This is a genomic window from Sutcliffiella horikoshii (genome assembly GCF_020524325.1).
Lineage (GTDB): Bacteria > Bacillota > Bacilli > Bacillales > Bacillaceae_I > Sutcliffiella_A > Sutcliffiella_A horikoshii_D.
Genome location: NZ_JAIVKY010000002.1, coordinates 99,275 through 119,989 on the forward strand (window position 1 = coordinate 99,275; position 20,715 = coordinate 119,989).

The following is a 20,715-nucleotide window of genomic DNA, read 5'->3' on the forward strand; positions in this document are numbered from 1 at the left end:
ATAAGAACGAGAGAACCATACAAAACTAACCAACTTTTTAAAACAAAGAATCTCAGGGAGTAGAGGTTTTTTGAAGATTCGGGTAGAATATTAAGTAATAGAAATTTTTTCTTCTTAGAAAAGTTAGGTTGGTGCTATTTATGTCAAAAGATTCAAAACCTGTTTATGGAGGGCAGGCTGTGGTAGAAGGTGTGATGTTTGGTGGAAAACGCCATTACGTTACAGCGATACGCAGAAAAGATGATTCCATTGAGTACCTTCATGTACCAAGAAAAGTAAATCCGACATTACAGTCTTTAAAGAAGATTCCTTTTATTCGTGGAATTGTTGCAATAGTGGAAGCTGCAGGGAATGGATCTAAGCATCTGAATTTCTCTACAGAGCGTTATGACGTGGATCCGAGTCAAGATGAGGAAGAGATTTATAACAAAAAAGAGCCTTCCAAGCTTGAAATGATTCTTAGTGTAGCAGCAGTTGGTGTTTTGTCCTTTATTTTCGGGAAATTCATTTTCACCCTAGTTCCCGTTTTCTTGGCAGAACTCACCAAGCCCATTTTCCCGAGTGATTTTGCTCAAGTTTTAGTAGAAACTGTGTTTAAATTGATGCTGTTGTTGGCATACATATATTTTATTTCCTTTACCCCTATCATTAAAAGGGTATTTCAATATCACGGTGCGGAACATAAAGTGATTAACGCGTATGAAAACGGGAAAGAATTAACTGTAAGCAATATTCAAGCTCAATCAAGATTGCATTATAGATGTGGCAGCAGTTTTATCCTGTTCACAGTGGTTGTAGGCTTCTTCGTATACCTTCTTGTGCCGACAGATCCTTTATGGGTGCGTGTACTGAATCGTTTGGCGCTCATCCCTGTTGTTTTAGGTATCTCATTTGAAGTGTTACAGCTTACAAACAAAGTCCGCGATATTCCTGTTTTAAAAGTTTTAGGGTATCCCGGCCTATGGTTGCAACTGTTAACCACGAAGGAACCAACGGACGACCAAGTCGAGGTTGCTATCCTTTCTTTCAACAGACTATTGGAGCTAGAACAAGATTCTGAGAAAAAGATTACCGAAGAAATAGTATAAAAATCCGCAACAAGCCTTATCCTAGAAAATATACTATTAAAACAATCAGTGGTGGTAACCATCGAAAACAAGCATACTGGTTACCTGGGAGGTGGCGAAGATGAAAAGAAGCTATCGAAAACCAATTTTTTATGCACTCGTTTCCTTAGCAGCTTTTTATTTGATCATTCAATTATTTACTAATCCTGGTGGGTTATTTACGAGTCTACTATTAATTGTAGGGGGTGCCACCGTATTTTATCTGATTTTCCGCTATTTTATCCAAGGGAAAATCGGAGCCAAAACGGATGCCCGGTATAGTAAAGCTGTGAAACAGTCTAAAAAGAAATACGCTGCCACAGCTAGCTCAAGACCGACTGTCAGTCCAATTACATCTAGCAGAGATCGTGCAAGCTCCAAGCCTTCTACACCAAAACGCAAAGCCCCATCCCATTTGACCGTCATTGAAGGGAAAAAGGGCAAAAAGAAAAACCGTGCTTTCTTTTAAATAAGGAAGCTCGGTTTTTTCTGTTTTAGTAACACCATTTCATTAGAAATGCTTCTGCTCTTTTTCGCCCTATTTCCACTAGTCCCCTTTTCCGCTCCTCTGTTAACGCAAATTCCGTCACAGCAATATGATCCATTGGGATGAAAATCACATCCTTTTCATGGCGACTAGAGATATGTTTGGCATCATGAGCATCCTTCATCGTCTCAAACAACGCGCCAAACATGGTGATGGCATTATCGATTTTGTTTACCGGTCGATCCTCTTGCTTTGCACTTAACTGGATACCAAGTACAGGGCGTACTTTAGGTATGCGATCATTATCAAATAACCAAATAGGAAAATTGCTTAATACCCCACCGTCTACAAATAAAAAGGTGACACCTTTCCCCTTTAGTTTGACAGGTTCAAAAAAATACGGAATGCTGCAACTCATCCTTACCGCCTTGGCTACTGAAAACTTCTTGGGATCCATGTTATATTTGGGGAGGTCATCAGGAAGGATGGCAATCGTCCCACTTGTAAGATCAGATGCAATGATTCTGAGATGGTCCTTAGGCAGATCCGCAAATGTCCTTACGCCCTTTGCAGCAAGCTTTTTCTCTAGCCACTTCTCCAACACTTCCCCCTTATATAATCCAAGCCTCCAATATAAAAGTACCCACTTGGTAATGGGGGATGGCAGAAATGTTCTCCTCTGATCCAAAAAATTCATGATGTCTGTTTCATCAAGCATGTTGCGGATTTCATTTGCAGTATATCCTGCTGCTGTAAACGCAGCTACAATAGAGCCAGCACTTGTCCCTGCTAACCGTTGGAACTTTAATCCCCTTTCCTCCACCGCCTGCAGAGCTCCGATAAGTGCAAACCCTTTAATTCCGCCTCCAGAAAAAACACCATCTATCTTCAATGGAACCCCTCCATCACATTGAACGGATATCTTCCTTTTACATCTTTAATAAGAAGAAAGGGGAAATATACCGTTTTCTTTCTTGAGAGCAAAAAAAGAGACAGACCTCACTGCCAAATGGCAAGGTCTATCTCCTTATTGATTGTCTTCATTTTGCTTTTGGATAATTTGCAGTGCTTCCACCCGTTCTTTTTCTTCTTCAAAATATTGAACAAGATCCCCAATGCGATCGATGGCATTCCAACTCAAGTGATGTTCAATGCCTTCCACATCTTCATAAATATTTTTCTCATCTACACCTATCACTCTCAAGAACTGCTCGAGTAATTCATGTCGATATACTAATCGCTTACCAATTTTCTTGCCTTTAGAGGTAAGAACTAGTCCGCGATATTTTTCATATATTAAGTACTGGTCCTTATCAAGTTTCTGAACCATTTTTGTTACAGAAGAGGGATGTACCGCCAATGCTTCTGCAATGTCTGAGACCCTTGCATATCCTTTATCTTCAATCAACATGTAAATCTGTTCTATGTAATCTTCCATACTTGGGGTAGGCATAATATCCCTCCGTTTCCAATCCACGTTCTAAGCCGTCATTTAAAATGATACCCTAACTCATGGGGGATGACAAGTTAGGGTTTTGTTACATTACTGTCTGATAGCTATTTAATTCTTTTCATATTCATAACTGTTGAAGTGGAAGATTTGTATATCGACTTTTACATCTTTCAAGGAATCCTTTTGGAGATAAAATTTCTTGGAATCATTTAATTCTTTAAAAGCCTTTGGGTGTTGTCGATACCATTTCTCACCAGCATTTAACAAATCAAGTTTACTCTCCACTCCTTGTTCAAAAAGCTTGATAATTTGCTTTTTAATATCTTCATCCAATAGTTTTTTCAGCTCGTCTACAGAGACATCCTTTAATTTTTCAAGCAAGTCGGCACTGGCAGAAACCTCAATGGAAAAAGAGGGTTCTTTACTATCTTTTTCGTAAGTAATCTTCATTTTAGGACTGGACAGCTTTACTGCTGCTATCAACTCTTCACTATCCTTAACTGGGCGATTTAGGGCTAAATCCTTCTCTACCATCCAATCTAGAAAGACGGAATCTTCTAGAGGAATGTTTTTAACAAACGATTGCCGTTGAAACATAGTGTATCCATCGTAATAAAGTACTGGAAATTCCTCTTCTGATTTCCATGCACTTGTATTGATTGTCACTATAGGAATTTTCGCAACTCCCATTGGTTCATAATAGGACCTTAGAAAGTATAATAGCGATGTTGGTTGTAACTCATCCTGTGCCATTCCATTTGCTTTTCCTTTAAAAAGAACAGTGTATACAGAAGGATAATTGAATAAAGCTTTAATGTTAAAAATCTCCTCTATGCTTTCTTCCGTCGTTACAATCCTCAACCTATGTCTTAGTGATCTATTTCTGGCCACCTCCTCTAAGACTTCCTTTGATTTCTTATTGATCAATCGTTGACTAAGGACTAGCGTTTTAACATGTCCAAAAAAAATCGGAGGCTCCGACTTACCATATAACTCACTAACAGCAAGGTTCAATGTCTTGCCTCTTCCAGACCCAACAAAGCTAGGGATTTTTTCAACAGGTTTCCCGCCTTCTTGTTTTGCCACATTAGCAAAATTCAACCCTTGAAGGTAAACGATATACTCATCTTCTACTTCATCATAGTCCATACCTATGGCCACAATGTAGGTGAGGTCTTGGATATTTTTAATGCCCCCGCACCCGGTAAGCAGAAATATACTTAGAAGAATGGAAGATACTCCTTTGTAGCTCAATTTTGATTCCCCCTTGATGCGTCATCCGGACTTGTAGACTCATTTCTTGATTTGTAAAATTGTATAGGAGCTCTTAAAAAGGATTTGACCACTTCTGTTAAGCTAATTGGAGCCAAGGAACCAAAGTATGGCGCTCCAAATGAACTTAACGTGGAAAAATAGAAAACAGTCAGTATAAAACCTAGAATCACACCAAACAATCCAAAAAATGTACTCATCAATATAACGGTAAAGCGAATAATGGTAATAGCACTACTAAGTGATTGATTCACCAAGGTAAAGGAAGCGATATAGGTGATGGCCGCTACCACTAACATAGTCGGCGATGTTAAACCTGCTCTAATTGCAGCATCTCCAACGATTAATCCACCAAGAACCGCTACCGTCTGACCAATTGCCCTAGGAAGGCGAACTCCTGCTTCATTAAATAACTCAAAAAGAAATAAAATGATGAACATCTCTATTGGAGCAGACAAAGGCAAACCAAAACGGGAAACAGAAATTGTTGCAACAAGTAAATATGGTATTTGCTCAATATTAAAGGCGGAAAAAGCAATCCAAATTCCTGGTAAAAAACCAGAAACCATGATCCCAAGCATTCTAATTATCCGTTCAAGCGATACATAAAAAAAATTTATATAGGTATCTTCTGGTGATTTAGTTTGCAGTAACAAATTTACTGGTGCAAATGAGACCGTTGGATTACCATCGACTAGGAGGGCAAATCGTCCTTGGTTCAAAACCTGTACTACAAAGTCTGGTCTACCCGAAAAGTCCATCGTAGGAAAAAGAGAATAAGGGCGGTCCCGCACCAAGGATTCTAATTCATAAGCACTTGTTAAAATGTCGAGCTCTACTTTATTCAGTTTCGTTCTTATTTCATGGAGAATTTTCTTATCAATGACATCATCCAGATACATTAATACTACTTTTGTCTTGCTCCGTTTCCCAATTGTGAATTTTTCCATGCATAATGAGGGGGTATTAAGTCTTCTTCTGATTAACGAAACATTTGTTTTGATGTCCTCTACAAACCCATCCTTAGGGCCTCTGATAGAGGTTTCTAATGCAGATTCCTCAGGTTGACGCTTTGGAAATTCACCAGCGCTGATACTTAACAGACTATCCTCGACATAAAAAATTACATTTCCGTCAAATAGCAAAGAAGCCACATCTTCCAACGATTTGGAGGTGACCTCTTCTACTTGAAATAATGTCTGGAGCTGCAACTTGATGGATGCATTCCCACATTCATTAAGCTTAGGCAAAATGTATTGATCTAAATATTGTAAGTTAACGAGGCTATCTATGTATAAAAGTTCAAATGATTCACAGTCATTTTTATGCTTTGTACAAACGAAATCCTGGCTTTGATTGAATAGAGATTTAAGTTGATACACTTTTTCAGTGAGTTCATCTTTACATTCCAGGTTTGTTTTGTTTTCCATGTGAATCCTCTCTTTTCCTTATAACTAGTATCAGTAGTGCTGATATTAGTATTTGAAAAAGAAAAAATGCCATACATGCTGGTAAAAAATAACGATAAATAAACTCATAGAAATAAAAGGTTTCTACTTCTACCCACATAACACCAAAGAAAATCAGGTAGATACCTGCAACTAATATAGGATTCAATTGATATTGTTTTTTCTTCTTGTTGAAAAAAGCTGCTGCAAGATAGATAAATAACCCAATTCTAATAATAGCCCCACTAAGCCATTGATAGAGGGCAAAAAAGTCCATGTGTGAGATATAATCGCCAATATTGAGGACCCGCCACTGTTCATAAGCCGGATAGCGGAAATTCGCTGATTCAACTGGCCCAAACTCCATAATAGCAGCCGTCAATGGACCAAGAATCAACCCCATTAATAAAGTAATCAATATGAAAAGGTGCCGGAATTTTATCGGAGATTGTGTATATGGTTGCAACAAAACGACAAGGTAGATTTCAAGAAGTCCTGAAAGAGAATAGATAATCGCTTTTATCACTGGTGTGTATCCTTCACTCAGCAATGGGAATAGCAAGCTTGGATCTTTTATAGTCGAATTGGTAATAGCGATGAAAATTCCAAAAACCATCACTAAAGGAAGCAAAAATCCGCTAGAAATAGCCATATACTTTATTCCACCAAGTGTAACCACACAGCAAACTATTATCATTATGAAATTAATCATTGTAACCGAAGCATCTGATAAAAAGTATGCATTCAGCCAAATCATTAAATCTCTATAGGTGACATATGCACTCAACAATAAATAAAGGACGACTGGCAGTGAAATGATTGCAGATACAATTTTACCGAACCGTTTCTCAACCATTGCGAAAAATCCCTTTTCAGAGCAGTTTTTGGTTATAAAATATACTAACCATAAAAAGACGAGGGCGATTGGGTAAGCTATGAGCACACCTATCCAACTGTCCCTGCCTGCAGCATTTAATAGATTCGGAATCAGGATTACGTGATTGAGTAACCCTGTTGATAATACCAGCATCATGAACAACTGTCTTGGGATTAGAATTTTTGTAACGTTCTGCATGGGTCATCTCCAGGTTCTAATAGATATATTTATGATGACCTAGATTTGATAAAATATGCCAATTCAACATTTATTATAAAAGAGGTTTTGTCCGGACTGTTAATTTGAGTTTTCGGTGACGACTCTTTTACCGTTTGATCCTATCGTGGATGGTTTCGGGCGTAGAAAGGCCTTCTCTCTTACCGTTTGGACTTTTCCTGGGTCGTTTCGGGCGTAGAGAGGCCTTCTCTCTTACCGTTTTTGCTTTTCCTGCGTCGTTTTGGGCTTAGAAAGGTCTTCTCTCTTACCGTTTTGACTTTTCCTGGGTCATTTCGGGCGTAGAAAGGCCTTCTCTCTTACCGTTTGGACTTTTCCTGGGTCATTTCGGGCGTAGAGAGGCCTTCTCTCCTAATATATAACGAAACAAAAAAACGAGTATGGAATACATTAATATCCCATACTCGTACTATTTCTATTATAATCCGCACTTCAACTGCGCACCGCAATCTGTGCAAGTATTGCAACCACCAATCTCTTTAACCGTTCCAATACGGCATACAGGGCATGTGTTCCCTACTTCTGATCCATATTGTACATTTGTAGAACGAAGATCATTGATTGTTTCTACAAGCACGACCGGCTTTTTCACCACATCTTCCATCTGAATCTGTTCGCCTTCATCCATCGTGTTCTCTTCTGCTTTTAGCGTCAGCACCTGAGAGTCACGGCTTCCATCCACATAAACGGTACCGCCTTTTGCTCCGCCTTTATAAAGACGTTCGTATACTTTCTTAACTTGGTCTACTGTATATCCTTTCGGCGCGTTCACTGTTTTGGAAATAGAACTGTCAATCCAGTTTTGGATGATGCACTGAACATCAGCATGTGCTTCAGGAGCAAGTTCCATAGCAGAGATGAACCAGTTTGGAAGGTTCTCTGCATCCGCTTCTGGGTTAGCATCCAAGTATTCTTGAACGATATCAGCTTTTACTTCAATGAACTTCCCTAATCGTCCACTGCGGAAGTAGGAGAAGGAGAAGTATGGCTCAAGCCCTGTAGATACCCCTACCATTGTTCCTGTAGACCCAGTTGGAGCTACTGTTAAAAGGTGAGAGTTACGGATTCCTGAAGTTAGAATGCCTTGTTTGATATCTTCCGGCATTTTGCTCATGAAGCCTGTTTTCGTGAATGCGTCACGAAGACGATTCGTTTCTTCTGCTGTTGCGCCCTCTAAGAACGGGAAGCTTCCTTTTTCTTTTCCAAGTTCCACAGAAGCACGATATGCAGTAACTGCGATTGTTTCAAATACTTTATCTACAAGCTCATTGCCTTTTTCAGAACCGTATTCTGTTTCACAATAGATTAGAAGATCATGAAGGCCCATTACTCCTAAGCCTACACGGCGCTCTCCTAATGCTTGTTTTTTATTTTCTTCTAAGAAGTAAGGCGTCGCATCAATAACGTTATCTTGCATTCTTACGCCAACTTCAACCGTTTGTTTCAGCTTTTCAAAGTTTACTGTTTTCGTATCCTTGTCTGCAAATTGAGCCAAGTTAACCGCTGCTAAGTTACAGACTGAAAATGGTGCGAGGGGTTGTTCCCCACATGGGTTGGTTGCTACAACCTTTTGTCCGTATGCTTTTGCATTGGTCATATCGTTGGCATTGTCGATAAAGAAGATTCCTGGTTCTGCTGAGTATGTTGCACAGATATTGACTAGGTTCCAAAGCTCTTTCGCCTTAATCTTTCTGTACACTCTCACCTTGTGACCAAGTTTCTCCCACTCTCGCACGTCTCCAACTTCCGACCATTGTTCATTATAAATAGCCATTTCGTCTTTATCGTATGCTTCCACATCAGGGAAACGAAGATCAAAGTCAGCGTCGTTTTCAACAGCTTCCATAAACTCTTTTGTTAGGGTAATGGAGATATTCGCTCCTGTTAGAAACTCTGAGTTATGAACCGTGTACGTTCCACCTACTTTTAACTTCTGCTCTGCATCCTTGATGATGGCTTCTGTAAATCCACCGTATCCAGGGATGTGCTTGAAGTTTGTAACAGATTGGTACATTGTGATTTCTTGATCTGTTAATGGTGTAAACTTCAGCTTATCTTCAGCAGCTTTTTTGATGCTCTCGTCGTTTGTATTTTCAATCAGGTAACGTAGAATTCTAGGGTTTTGCATTTTGGAGATGATGAATTCTACGATATCTGGGTGCCAGTCTGCTAGCATGATCATTTGAGCTCCACGTCTTGATCCACCTTGTTCCACAAGATGCGTCAATTTTGCAATGTCATCCAACCAGGAGACACTACCGGAGGATTTACCGTTAACCCCTCTTGCAAGTGCGTTTCGTGGACGAAGCGTTGATCCGTTTGTACCAACTCCGCCTCCGCGGCTCATAATTTCCATTACTTGTTTACGGTGTTCCGAAATTCCTTCACGGGAATCTTGTACGAACGGCATCACGTAACAGTTGAAGTAAGTTACATCTGTGTCTGCTCCAGCTCCGTATAACACTCGTCCAGCCGGTACAAAGTTCATGTTAACCAATTCATGATAGAACTTCTCAAACCATTCCTGGCGCTTCTCTTCTGTCGTTTCTACTGCTGCCAAGCCCTTGGCGTTACGTTTGGCAATTTGCTCATAGAAGACTTCTAGAGGCTTTTCAATGACATCCAGGGAACGAACGACAACGCCCGTTTCGGCTTCTCCTTGCTTTGTCAGAACTCCACGATACTCTTCTTCAATTAGTACAGAAGCCTTCTTGGTAGACCAGTCTATGTCTTGTATGAAACCAAGACCTCTTGCAGGGAATTTAGGATCTTCTTTTATCGTTAATACAACAAAATCTCCAGCTGTAAGGGTTACTTTCTCTGTATCTTTGAATGCGTAACGATCGAGCATGACCAGGCGGGAAACACCTTTATGAGTGGTGGTCATGTCCTCTGTAATGGGATGTACTTGAGGAAACAAGTTGATGTCCTTGTTCAAGCGTTCTACATTGATTTTCAATTTGGATTCATTAATAGCGATCGTCATTATTACAACTCCTCTAAAACTAGTAGTTCTACCAAAAGTTACTTCTGTAAAATTTGTTTGTATAGATAAGGTATCATATCTCCTAATAAAATATCAACATATAGTATATGAATTATTTTCGACACTACTATATATTGATTTTCTGCAGAAAGAATCTAAATTTGTCAAATTGTAAAAGGGTCAAATTAAGGAGGAAAATCAAGAGAAACGAAGATTATTATCTATTTTCGAGGCACAACCACTTTTTTTGTCGCTTGCGCATTTTTACGAAATATAGCGAGCCTATTATACCAACGTTTTAAGAAAATCCTTCCTTTTTGACGAAAAATATTTTTTTATTTTTCTTATTTGACTTTTGTATATCTAGTCGACTCTTTTCACTACCCCACTACATGTAGTGCAAAACAAAAAGATAACGAGAAATATGCTCCTCGTTATCTTTTATAATTCCACTCGTCTGCGGAATATTTCTTTTCCATTATGGTGTGAACTTCAGTCAGTTCCGCTTCTGTCAGCTCATATGGCTCAAGCGTAATATTTAATCCTTTTTCAAATCCTTCATAAAAAGCTTTTTTTGCTTCTTCAATTGTTACGGGAGTTTCGCGTAAGGCATTAATTGCCACCGCTTTATTTTTAAAATTCTTCTGCATGCGTTCTTTCACTCGCTCGCTTGGATAGTGGAAGAGACTAAACAGCATGTCCTCGTCAATATCTAGTAGAATGGAACCGTGCTGTAGGATCACGCCCTTTTGACGTGTCTGTGCACTGCCGGCAACCTTTCTACCCTCTACTACAAGCTCGTACCAGGAAGGTGCATCAAAACATACAGAGGAACGCGGATTCTTTAACCCTTGTTTTTCTTCTTCTGTTCTTGGAATTGCAAAGTATGCATCCAGTCCAAGCGCCTTGAACCCTTCTAGTATGCCTTCTGAAATAACTCTGTAAGCCTCTGTGACCGTTTGAGGCATCTCTGGATGTTCTTCAGACACGATGACACTATATGTTAGTTCCTTGTCATGAAGAACACCGCGTCCGCCTGTAGGTCTTCTAACAAACCCAAGGCCAAGTTCTTTTACACGATCCATATTTATTTCTTTTTCTACTTTTTGAAAATAGCCGACAGATAGTGTCGCAGGGTTCCAACCGTAGAAACGAATCGTTGGTGGAATTAATCCTTCGCTGTGCCATTCCAATAACTTCTCATCAAGCGCCATATTAAATGCTGGAGATTGATTTTGAGAATCAATAAATCTCCAAGTTTCCTTCGTCATATTATGTACCTCATTTATGTTTGTATGATGAATTAGTCTACCAAAAGTGCACGAGGATTTCAAAGTTAAAGCTTGGCAGTTTTTTATGGGGAATAGTAGAAAAGGATGACATTTCGTCCAAGCTTTTATATAATATACTTTGGTATAAAAAGAAAAAGAGGGGTTGTCTAGTTTGGCTTTGTACGTAACATTAGGAATTTTGGCAGCATTTATTGTCTATTCAGTGATCATGTTCATCTACCAACGTAAAATTCTAACAACCTTAACGGAAGAAGAATTTCGCGCTGGATATCGTAAAGCGCAATTGATTGATGTCCGTGAACCAAAAGAGTACGAAGGCGGACATATCCTTGGCGCACGAAATATTCCTCTTTCTCAAATGAAAATGAGAATAAGAGAGGTCCGTCAAGACCAGCCGGTCTATATTTATTGCCAGAACACCATGCGCAGTGGTCGTGCAGCTCAAATGTTAAAGCGTAAAGGTTACACCCAGCTTTATCAACTTAAGGGCGGCTTCAAGCAATGGGGCGGTAAGATTAGAACGAAGAATTAATAGATAAGAGCACTCACATTTTGATTTTGTGAGTGCTCTTTTGTGTTTATTGGACGGTGTTGTTTATTGTTTGATTGATTTGATCAATGTGACGACGCTCATGGAAACCGATTAATTGTACCCATTGCTGTGCGGAAAGGTCCCCGATCCAACGATGATTGAATCCGTATTTATGTAATGATTCATCGTCCACTTCTTGGATGAATGTGTTTAAGTTATTTCTGGATTGCTCCAACAGCTCCACTAGTTCTGCTTTTGTATAAGGGTGTTCGGATGGAGTAATGTCTTCCGGAGCTACCACTTTATATGTTCTGTTGGCTAGGATTTTTGCCAGATTTAATTCTTTCTCTTCCACTTCATGCTTTACTTCAATCGCTTTTCTCAGGCCGTTGGTAATCTTGTTTTCGATCAGGTATAAGTGCTCTACGTTTTGAGAGACTGTCCAGAGGTTTTCGTGCTTTTGGTGCAGTTGTTCTTCTGAGATTCCATTTAGTAATTCCAGCAGCTCTTCTCGGGCTTTATAGGTTTGCTCATAGTACATTTGCTTTCCCTCCCTTTGGTTCTAATTATATCTTACGGGTTTTTGGGGAGTTTGAGAAGTGAAAAGAGATGAGGCGTGCTGATTTTAGGGATTTGAGGGGTAGTACGGGGGCCGAATGCAGAGGATATCAACAAAAATTGGAATATATCAAGAAAAATTTCAATATATCAATAAAATCTGGGATATATCAATAATTTACGAGATATATCAAGAAAAATCAGATTATATCAAGAAATCGACACAACTAAACATAATTCGACACTCATACAACTTACCCACAACACACAAAAAAGAGAACAGGTCGCCCTGTCCTCTCTCTAAACAAAATCAAATCCTATAATCAAGCTTCCTTCTTATAACGCAACACTGGCTTACGCGCTGCCAAAGTTTCATCCAATCGCTTAATCACAGTTGTGTGAGGTGCTTCTTGCACTACTTCCGGATTTTCTTCCGCTTCACGAGCAATCTGAATCATCGCTTCTATGAAGGAATCCAATGTTTCTTTTGATTCCGTTTCTGTTGGCTCGATCATGATGCACTCTTCCACATTCAATGGGAAGTAGATGGTTGGCGGATGGTAGCCGAAGTCAAGCAGGCGTTTGGCAATATCCAATGTACGAACACCAAGCTTCTTCTGACGCTTACCGCTTAACACGAATTCATGCTTACAATGTCTGTCAAATGGCAGGTCGTAGTGCTCTGCCAGACGGCGCATCATGTAGTTCGCGTTCAGTACTGCATATTCCGTTACTGCTTTCAATCCATCTGGACCCATAGAACGGATATATGTGTAAGCACGAACATTGATGCCGAAGTTCCCGTAGAACGGCTTCACGCGACCGATAGATTGTGGACGATCGTAATCGAATCCGAACGTGCCATCTTCTTTTTTCACCACAAGTGGTTTTGGCAAATAAGGAATTAAATCAGCTTTTACGCCGACTGGACCGGAACCAGGGCCACCGCCACCGTGAGGGCCAGTAAATGTTTTGTGCAAGTTCAAGTGAACCACATCAAAGCCCATGTCGCCAGGACGCGCTTTGCTAAGTACAGCATTTAGGTTTGCTCCGTCATAATAAAGCTTTCCGCCTGCATCATGGACAATGCGTGCCATTTCCAAGATATTCTCTTCAAAAAGACCTAGCGTGTTCGGGTTCGTCAGCATCAAAGCAGCCGTGTCTTCCCCTACCACTCTGCGAAGATCCTCTAAATCTACCAAACCGTTTTCGTCCGATTTTACCGTAATGGTTTCAAGACCAGCTACTGTTGCAGATGCCGGATTTGTTCCGTGTGCGGAGTCAGGAACGATAACTTTAGTACGGTTATGGTCATTGTTTGCTTCATGGAAGGCGCGAATCATCATTAGACCAGTCCACTCACCGTGAGCTCCGGCCGCAGGTTGCAACGTCACTTCGTCCATTCCGGTAATTTCAATTAAGTGCTCTTGAAGATCGTGCATTAATTCCAACGCACCTTGTACAGTGGACTCATCCTGCAATGGATGAATATGTGCAAAGCCTGGGAAGCGTGCTACGTTTTCATTGATTTTCGGGTTGTATTTCATCGTACAAGAACCTAGCGGGTAGAAGCCAGAGTCCACACCGTGGTTACGATTACTTAATGCAGTATAGTGACGCATAATATCAAGTTCGGAAACTTCCGGCAGTTCAGGTGCTTCCTCACGGATGTATTCAGCTGGGAAAAGTTCTGCTAAATCTACTTCTGGTACATCGTTTTCAGGCAGGCTGTATCCGATACGACCTTCTCTGGACATTTCAAAAATGAGTGGTTGGTTTTGCTTTTTCATTGTTGATGAGCCCCCATTTCTCTCGCTAGTGTGTCGATTTCCTCTTTTGTACGCAACTCCGTAACCGCAAGCAGCATATGATTTTCAAGTTCTGGGTAGTACGTTCCTAAGTCGTAGCCACCGATTAATCCTTTTTCCAGAAGCTTCCGGTTGACTTCTTTGATTGGAGTGGAAAGCTTTACAACAAATTCATTGAAGAATGGTCCGCTGAATGTTACTTCAAGACCTGCCGCTTCCAGTGAACGCTTCGCATATTGCGCTTTTTGGATATTTTGTACGGCCATTTCTTTCACACCTTTTTTGCCCAGGGCAGTCATGGCAACAGAAGCAGCTAGTGCATTCAACGCTTGATTGGAACAAATGTTAGAGGTCGCTTTGTCACGACGGATATGTTGTTCACGTGCTTGAAGCGTCAGAACGAACCCGCGTTGGCCTTCCTCGTCCACCGTTTGTCCTACTAATCTACCAGGAACTTTACGCATTAATTTAGATGTCACCGCAAAATAACCACAGTGAGGTCCACCAAATTGTGTCGGGATACCGAATGGCTGTGCATCACCTGTTACGATATCAGCGCCGAACTTTCCTGGAGGAGTCAAAGCACCTAGCGCCAAAGGATTAGAAGAAACGACGAACATGCCTTTGTCTGTATGTGCTAATTTTTCAATTTCTTGTAGAGGTTCGACTTGACCAAAGAAGTTTGGATATTGAACCATAACTGCTGCAACATCAGATGACATCATATCTTCTAGTGCCGCTACATCGGTTACACCGTTTTTCGTTGGAATTTCCACTACTTCGACATATTGACCTTTTGCGTAAGAGGATACAACTGCTTTTGCTTCAGGATGTACAGCACCTGATATAAGCACTTTTTTCTTTTTCGTATGACCGCATGAAAGCATAGCAGCTTCTGCAAAGGCTGTTGGGCCATCATACATGGAGGAGTTTGCAACGTCCATGCCTGTTAGTTCACATATCATTGTCTGGAATTCAAAGATTGCTTGCAATTCCCCTTGTGAAATTTCAGGCTGGTAAGGTGTGTATGCTGTGTAAAATTCAGAACGGGAGATAACGTGGTCCACAATGACTGGCATGTAATGATCGTATACCCCAGCTCCCAAGAAGGAAGCGTGCTTACGTAAGTCTTTATTTTTAGCAGCAAGTTCACTTAACTCGCGCATCAATTCTGATTCAGATTTTGCTTGTTTGATTTTCAGTTCTCCGTCAAAGCGTACGCTTTCCGGGATGTCTGAAAATAGTTCGTCAATATTTTGTACTCCTATTACTTGCAGCATTTCTTGGATGTCTTGGTCTGTCATCGGTAAATAACGATGTTTCATGTGAGTTCCCCTCTCCGGTTAGTTTTTCGGGCGTTGATAGAATGGTGCTTTGACCACTTTTGCTTTTAGACGCTTTTTACGAACTTGCACTTCCACTTCTGTATCAAGCTCCGTGAATTCTTTCTTTAATAGTGCGAGACCGACGTTTTTCTTTAACGTTGGAGATTGCGTACCTGTTGTTACTTCCCCTACTTGCTCGTCACCGACAAATACTTCATAGCCGTGTCGCGGGATGCCTTTGTCTATCATTTCAATCCCAACGATACTGCGAGGCGCTCCGTTTTCTTTTTGTTCTTTTAATACTTCTTTTCCGAAGAAATCTTCTTCTTTGTTCGTTTTAACCGCGAAACCGATACCAGCTTCGATTGGTGTAATATCTTTAGAAAGCTCTTGACCGTATAAAGCAAGCTTTGCCTCAAAGCGCAAGGTATCACGGGAACCTAATCCGCAAGGAACTAGCCCGTCATCTTTTCCAGCTTCAAGTAACGTGTTCCAAAGCTGAACCGCGTCTTCTTGCTGACAATAGATTTCAAAACCGTCTTCCCCTGTGTAGCCGGTTCTGGAAACCAAAGCAGAGACTCCGTCGATATCTACATTTTCTTTAAATTTAAAAAATTTGATCTCTGAAAGGTCCGTGCTTGTCAGCTTTTGCAAAACTTTCTCTGCTACTGGTCCTTGAATAGCCAGCTGTGCAATGCTTTCTGAGATATTAGTTACTTCTACTTCTTCTATGGCATGGCTTTTTAACCAGTCAAAATCTTTTTCAATATTGGAGGCATTTACAACAAGCAAGTAATCCTCATCTGCTTTTTTGTAAACCAGTAAATCATCTACTGTTCCGCCGTCCGGATAGCACATTGCTGTATATTGTGCCCCACCGTCTTTCAGCTTGGAAACGTCATTTGTCATCATTTTCTGTAGGTAAGCAAGACTGTCTTTTCCTTTTACTTCAATCTCTCCCATATGGGAAACATCGAATAATCCAGCTTTTGTACGAACCGCTTCATGCTCTTCTTTGATGCTTGAAAATTGAACCGGCAGATCCCATCCGCCAAAATCAATTGTTTTCGCACCATGTTCTTTATACACGTCATATAATGGTGTTTTTTTAAGTTCAGTCATTACTTTTCTCCTCCTTTTACTAACTAAAAGAATGTTAACCTACGCTTTTCCCTTTTTGCTCCAAAAAAGGACAGAGAAACTCCTTTTTCAAAAAAGAGTTCTCTGTCCTTTGCACCTGAAAGTTTACCTTATGTAAAAGGCTTTCCCCTTTGGTGGTTTATTCTAAAATATTAGAATAAACACTCTCCAGAGTTGCGTCCAACAAGAGTCTTTTTGCCTGAGAGATTCACAGTCATTCTGCTTGCTCCTTCGGCGCTGCCGTATTTTTGATGGCAGTCTCTCCCCTTGTTCTCATTCGCAATATAATATTTTCTCTAAACATGGTCATACTAATAGGAAGCTACAACATTCATGTTTATATTGCCAGGCAAACTGCCTTAAAAAGCTCACTATTATCCTACCATTAGATAAAGGATTCTGGCAATATAAAAACACTTATTATTATTATTTTTATATAGCTAAACGTTCGTGTTTAAACAAGTAGATTATCAATATTTTCTAATGAAAACGCTATCCTTTTTCAACATACTATAAATTGGATAATTCAGAAAGGATGCACAACAATGAATGTAGAGATTGTTTTTGACAAGGAATGGCAGGACGAACTACTTAAACGTATGGAAGATGATGGTCCTTGGGCTAATTACGAACTATTCAAGCTTGCATTAGAAGTGGAGAACCACCTTAGCATCCCAGAATTTGAAGGGTTACTCGCTCCTTCCCATCTGCCACAACTTACTCCCCTTCCCCACCAGTTGGAAGTAGCCAGAAACGTGGTGGAAGAGATGAACGGAAAAGCGATACTTGCAGATGAAGTGGGGCTTGGTAAAACCATTGAAGCAGGCCTGATTCTTAAAGAATATATGATTCGCGGACTAGTGAAGAAGGTTTTGATATTGGTTCCGGCATCACTTGTTTCACAATGGGCTATTGAATTGAATCAAAAATTCTATATCCCAGCAATCGGCCAGAAAAAGAGTTATGTTTGGGAGCAATGCGATGTAGTTGTTTCTTCTATTGATACGGCAAAAAGAAGCCCGCATCGCGAAATCATCAATAGTTTGGAATATGACATGGTCATCATTGATGAGGCTCATAAACTGAAAAATAATAAAACCAAAAACTATGAATTTGTCCAGAATTTAAAAAAGAAGTTTTGTCTTTTGTTAACAGCCACTCCTATTCAAAATAAAGTGGAGGAGATTTTCAATCTTGTGTCCCTTCTTAAACCTGGTCATCTGGGGAGCGAGAGCAATTTCACCGAGGTATTTCGTGCGAAAGATCGAAAGCTTGAAAACGATGATTATTTAAAAGAGCTCGTCAATAAAGTGATGATCCGAAACAGACGCGGAGATACAGGAATCGATTGGCCAAAACGGAATGTGGAGTCTTGTATTATTGAATTTTCAAAAGAGGAACAAGACCTTTATGATGCCATTAATCAGCTGAAGACAGATCCTTATGTACCGATTACCAGTCAATTCTCGATCATGACCTTGCAGCGCGAAGCATGCAGCAGCAGAGAGGCCGTCTATTACACCGTAAAAAATATGATTGAACGAAAACAACAGGAAAATCCACATTATCAGCCTACACAGGGGCTGTTAAATATATTTGAAAAGATTGATTTGGTTGGACGGAACTCTAAAGCTGAGAAAGTGTTAGAGCTGATCCAAAAAGTAAATGATAAAGTCATTATTTTCACGGAATACAGGGCAACTCAAATGTATCTGCAATGGTTCTTAAAACAAAATGGCATTACCTCCGTTCCCTTCCGCGGCGGGTTTAAGCGAGGGAAAAAGGATTGGATGAGGGAACTCTTTAAAAACCATGTACAAGTGCTTATCGCAACAGAAGCCGGGGGCGAGGGGATCAACCTGCAGTTCTGTAACCATATAATTAATTACGATCTTCCATGGAACCCTATGAGACTTGAGCAGCGAATTGGGCGGATTCACAGGCTTGGACAAGAGCGTGATGTGAACATCTATAATTTTGCCACAAGCAATACCGTTGAGGAACATATCTTAAAGTTGTTATATGAAAAAATTAATCTGTTTGAACGTGTTATCGGCGAGCTTGACGATATCTTGACGAAGATGGAAATCAAGAACCTTGAAGAGCATATTCAAGACATCATGCTTCATTCTAAAACAGAGGGTGAAATGAAGATAAAGATGGAGAACCTTTCCTCTATTATTGAGTTTGCCGATCAGTTAAAAAAGGAGGACGGCCCACATGCAGCAGCGGGAAATTCATAGGTTTTTGGAACGTTATTTTACAGCCAACAGCTGTGAAATAGTCGAAAATACGAACAGCCATCTTGCCGTGCAATTGACCATCGATATGGACAAAGAACTGATGAACCGCCCCTTCTATTGGCATTATCTCGAAAAAACAGGTGGTGTGCCGAATCCAATGAAAATGACATTGATTACGGACAGCAACAAGGCGCCTGAAGACCTAAAAGGTGATCATGTCCATTTTGGCTCTCCAAGAATGCACCAAATATTTGAATCCACTAAAAGCCTTGCGGGTTATATTCGGTTGTATGAAAATATTCCTTCTCATAACGGTGGGGGCCATCTTCCTCTTCACCCGTGGTTGAATGTAAATATGAAAATAAGTTATCAGTGTGACCGCAAAAAAGATGTGATCATGTCTCTGGGAATTCACCTAATCACGGGGACGATCTTGGAAAAGTTTCAAGATGAAGCGGAAAAGATTAATCTGACACCGAAGATTCCTGATTTTTGTTTCACTATGACTCCGATTATCAAGCCTGCAAGCGGACTTTCAAGGCTTGAACATTATGTTAATGGCTATATTGCAAGTCAAGATCATCAATGGGCAGAAGATGCGAGGAAACGATGGGATCAAGATCTTCAGCTTCTAAAACATTTTTATGAGGATGATGAAGAAAAACCGGAGTCTTATGAAACCGAAATGAAGGCACTTCAAGAGCAATACGAACCGAAAATTCACGTATCAATCATTAATGGAGGACTCTTCTATTTGGGCCCATCTTTTATCAATAACATACACAGTGGTAGATGAAGACCACTGTGTATGTTATTTAAGTTATATAGTAATAAATCCAGTACATATGGAGGATATTGACCATGCTGTACACACAAACGGCGGTAAGGCAGACAACTTTAAGAATGGCTGATTTAAGTTTGAGATTATTTTGTATGAAGAACAGTAGAAGTATCGAGATGCCAAGTTTAAAGAGTAAAAATAAGACCGGACTTGTTTCATAGAGGGATTTCATTAGCGGGTTGCCTTCGTTAATTAATTGAAAGTGAAGGCCAAAAAATGTAGCAACTCCGTCAAAAATGTTTAATAGTAACAGCGCGATTAGTAGCTTTTTGATCATGGCACACCTCCTTATTGTGGAATGTTCTTAAATAAGAACAATTATACCTTTACTTCTCATTGATAAGCAAGTATTTTGTTCTTTTTAAAGAACAAATAATCAGTACTATTTCTCCATTGTTTCCTTTTTGGGTAGGATTATAAGGTGATGAGACGGCGTGGGAGTTTTTTTTAAGGGGCTTAAGTCTGTATGATGACAGAATTTAAAGAGGGCTGCACTTTTTGGCATCGTTCTGGCTCTTAGATACCAGAGTTTGTGGGATTCTGCTTCTTCTGGCATCGTTCTGGCTCTTAGTTGCCAGACTTTATGGATTTCTGCTTCTTCTGGCATCGTTCTGGCTCTTAGATGCCAAACTTTACGACATTTTGCTTCTTCTGGCATCGTTCGTAGCCTTAGATGCCAAAGTTTACAGATTTCTGCTTTTTCTGGCATCGTTCCGCTATTCAGATGCCAAACTTAACAATATTTTGCATTTTCTGGCATCGTTCCGCCTCTTAGATGCCAGACTTAAAGAATTTCCCCATTTTCTGGCATCTATAGACCCTGTAGTATCAAAACCAAGCTTGATTCATTTTCTCCAAAAACTCTTTAGTAATAGGAAACCCTGAACTTTCCCCAATAACTGAATCAATCCCGCAATGGGGACATACCGCAGTTTGACCTTGATCAATCCATTCCGTTATAAGCGAAGGATTGTAAGTTTCCAGACAGAAAAAACACCCACATATCTTATTCTTTTCTAATTCTTTTTTATGATGGCTACTGAATTTGTGCGCATTAGCAATATACTCTTCCATGGTATTCTTCCTTTCTATTTTCAAAAAATAAGAGTCCAC

Annotated in this window: 19 protein-coding genes and 2 riboswitches; of the genes, 5 read left to right on the plus strand and 14 right to left on the minus strand. The window is 40.2% G+C overall.

Features of this window, described 5'->3' with window-relative positions:
• The first annotated feature begins 140 nt into the window (after positions 1-140).
• Together LC091_RS01755 and LC091_RS01760 are read left to right on the plus strand one after the other, a co-directional pair.
• Positions 141-1,088 carry a DUF1385 domain-containing protein gene (locus LC091_RS01755; protein ID WP_010194737.1) on the plus strand — a complete coding sequence of 316 codons (948 nt, stop codon included), beginning with the start codon at positions 141-143 and terminating at the stop codon, positions 1,086-1,088.
• Positions 1,089-1,188: 100 nt separating this feature from the next.
• Positions 1,189-1,575 carry an SA1362 family protein gene (locus LC091_RS01760; protein WP_226680008.1) on the plus strand — a complete coding sequence of 129 codons (387 nt, stop codon included), beginning with the start codon at positions 1,189-1,191 and terminating at the stop codon, positions 1,573-1,575.
• 25 nt (positions 1,576-1,600) lie between these two features.
• Here the strand turns inward: LC091_RS01760 and LC091_RS01765 are convergent, their stop codons facing one another.
• From LC091_RS01765 to LC091_RS01795, 7 genes are all read right to left on the minus strand, one after another.
• Positions 1,601-2,485, minus strand: coding sequence for a patatin-like phospholipase family protein (locus tag LC091_RS01765; RefSeq protein WP_226680009.1), 885 nt, complete (start codon positions 2,483-2,485; stop codon positions 1,601-1,603).
• 135 nt (positions 2,486-2,620) lie between these two features.
• Complete coding sequence (gene mntR, locus LC091_RS01770) at positions 2,621-3,046, minus strand: transcriptional regulator MntR (RefSeq protein WP_226680010.1); 426 nt, start codon at positions 3,044-3,046, stop codon at positions 2,621-2,623.
• Positions 3,047-3,154: 108 nt separating this feature from the next.
• A complete protein-coding gene (locus LC091_RS01775; RefSeq protein WP_226680011.1) occupies positions 3,155-4,300 on the minus strand; it encodes a Ger(x)C family spore germination protein in 1,146 nt (381 codons plus the stop codon).
• Entirely contained in the window at positions 4,297-5,748 is a 1,452-nt protein-coding gene (locus LC091_RS01780) for a spore germination protein (protein WP_226680012.1), read from the minus strand. Before LC091_RS01780 ends, LC091_RS01775 begins: the two co-directional genes overlap by 4 nt.
• Positions 5,720-6,841, minus strand: a complete 1,122-nt coding sequence (locus LC091_RS01785) for a GerAB/ArcD/ProY family transporter (RefSeq protein WP_226680013.1) — start codon at positions 6,839-6,841, stop codon at positions 5,720-5,722. Before LC091_RS01785 ends, LC091_RS01780 begins: the two co-directional genes overlap by 29 nt.
• A 454-nt stretch (positions 6,842-7,295) precedes the next feature.
• Positions 7,296-9,863: a vitamin B12-dependent ribonucleotide reductase gene (locus LC091_RS01790; protein WP_226680014.1), complete on the minus strand. Its 2,568-nt coding sequence runs from the start codon at positions 9,861-9,863 to the stop codon at positions 7,296-7,298.
• A 434-nt stretch (positions 9,864-10,297) separates the two neighbouring features.
• Positions 10,298-11,134, minus strand: coding sequence for a lipoate--protein ligase family protein (locus tag LC091_RS01795; RefSeq protein ID WP_226680015.1), 837 nt, complete (start codon positions 11,132-11,134; stop codon positions 10,298-10,300).
• Positions 11,135-11,306: 172 nt separating this feature from the next.
• On the opposite strand from LC091_RS01795, the gene LC091_RS01800 reads away from it, so the two are divergent.
• Complete coding sequence (locus tag LC091_RS01800) at positions 11,307-11,687, plus strand: rhodanese-like domain-containing protein (RefSeq protein WP_148988075.1); 381 nt, start codon at positions 11,307-11,309, stop codon at positions 11,685-11,687.
• Positions 11,688-11,733: 46 nt separating this feature from the next.
• Here LC091_RS01800 and LC091_RS01805 read toward each other — a convergent pair whose 3' ends face one another.
• The 4 genes from LC091_RS01805 to gcvT form a co-directional block, all read right to left on the minus strand.
• Positions 11,734-12,228, minus strand: a complete 495-nt coding sequence (locus tag LC091_RS01805; protein ID WP_226680016.1) for a DinB family protein — start codon at positions 12,226-12,228, stop codon at positions 11,734-11,736.
• A 340-nt stretch (positions 12,229-12,568) separates the two neighbouring features.
• Positions 12,569-14,035 carry an aminomethyl-transferring glycine dehydrogenase subunit GcvPB gene (gene gcvPB, locus LC091_RS01810; RefSeq protein ID WP_226680017.1) on the minus strand — a complete coding sequence of 489 codons (1,467 nt, stop codon included), beginning with the start codon at positions 14,033-14,035 and terminating at the stop codon, positions 12,569-12,571.
• Positions 14,032-15,378 carry an aminomethyl-transferring glycine dehydrogenase subunit GcvPA gene (gene gcvPA / locus LC091_RS01815; RefSeq protein ID WP_226680018.1) on the minus strand — a complete coding sequence of 449 codons (1,347 nt, stop codon included), beginning with the start codon at positions 15,376-15,378 and terminating at the stop codon, positions 14,032-14,034. The genes gcvPB and gcvPA overlap by 4 nt, the downstream gene beginning before the upstream one ends.
• A gap of 18 nt (positions 15,379-15,396) precedes the next feature.
• Positions 15,397-16,500 carry a glycine cleavage system aminomethyltransferase GcvT gene (gcvT, locus tag LC091_RS01820; RefSeq protein WP_226680019.1) on the minus strand — a complete coding sequence of 368 codons (1,104 nt, stop codon included), beginning with the start codon at positions 16,498-16,500 and terminating at the stop codon, positions 15,397-15,399.
• A 100-nt stretch (positions 16,501-16,600) separates the two neighbouring features.
• Positions 16,601-16,692, minus strand: a riboswitch (glycine riboswitch).
• A 3-nt stretch (positions 16,693-16,695) separates the two neighbouring features.
• Positions 16,696-16,795, minus strand: a riboswitch (glycine riboswitch).
• A 268-nt stretch (positions 16,796-17,063) separates the two neighbouring features.
• Here gcvT and LC091_RS01825 point away from each other — a divergent pair.
• Entirely contained in the window at positions 17,064-18,761 is a 1,698-nt protein-coding gene (locus LC091_RS01825) for a DEAD/DEAH box helicase (protein ID WP_226680020.1), read from the plus strand.
• Entirely contained in the window at positions 18,739-19,557 is an 819-nt protein-coding gene (locus LC091_RS01830) for a YqhG family protein (RefSeq protein ID WP_226680021.1), read from the plus strand. Before LC091_RS01825 ends, LC091_RS01830 begins: the two co-directional genes overlap by 23 nt.
• A 19-nt stretch (positions 19,558-19,576) precedes the next feature.
• On the opposite strand, the gene LC091_RS01835 is transcribed toward LC091_RS01830, so the two are convergent.
• The 3 genes from LC091_RS01835 to LC091_RS01845 form a co-directional block, all read right to left on the minus strand.
• Positions 19,577-19,879, minus strand: a complete 303-nt coding sequence (locus LC091_RS01835; protein ID WP_226680022.1) for a DUF5658 family protein — start codon at positions 19,877-19,879, stop codon at positions 19,577-19,579.
• 105 nt (positions 19,880-19,984) lie between these two features.
• A complete protein-coding gene (locus LC091_RS01840; protein WP_226680023.1) occupies positions 19,985-20,311 on the minus strand; it encodes a hypothetical protein in 327 nt (108 codons plus the stop codon).
• 119 nt (positions 20,312-20,430) lie between these two features.
• Entirely contained in the window at positions 20,431-20,676 is a 246-nt protein-coding gene (locus LC091_RS01845) for a cytoplasmic protein (RefSeq protein ID WP_226680024.1), read from the minus strand.
• Positions 20,677-20,715: the final 39 nt, after the last annotated feature.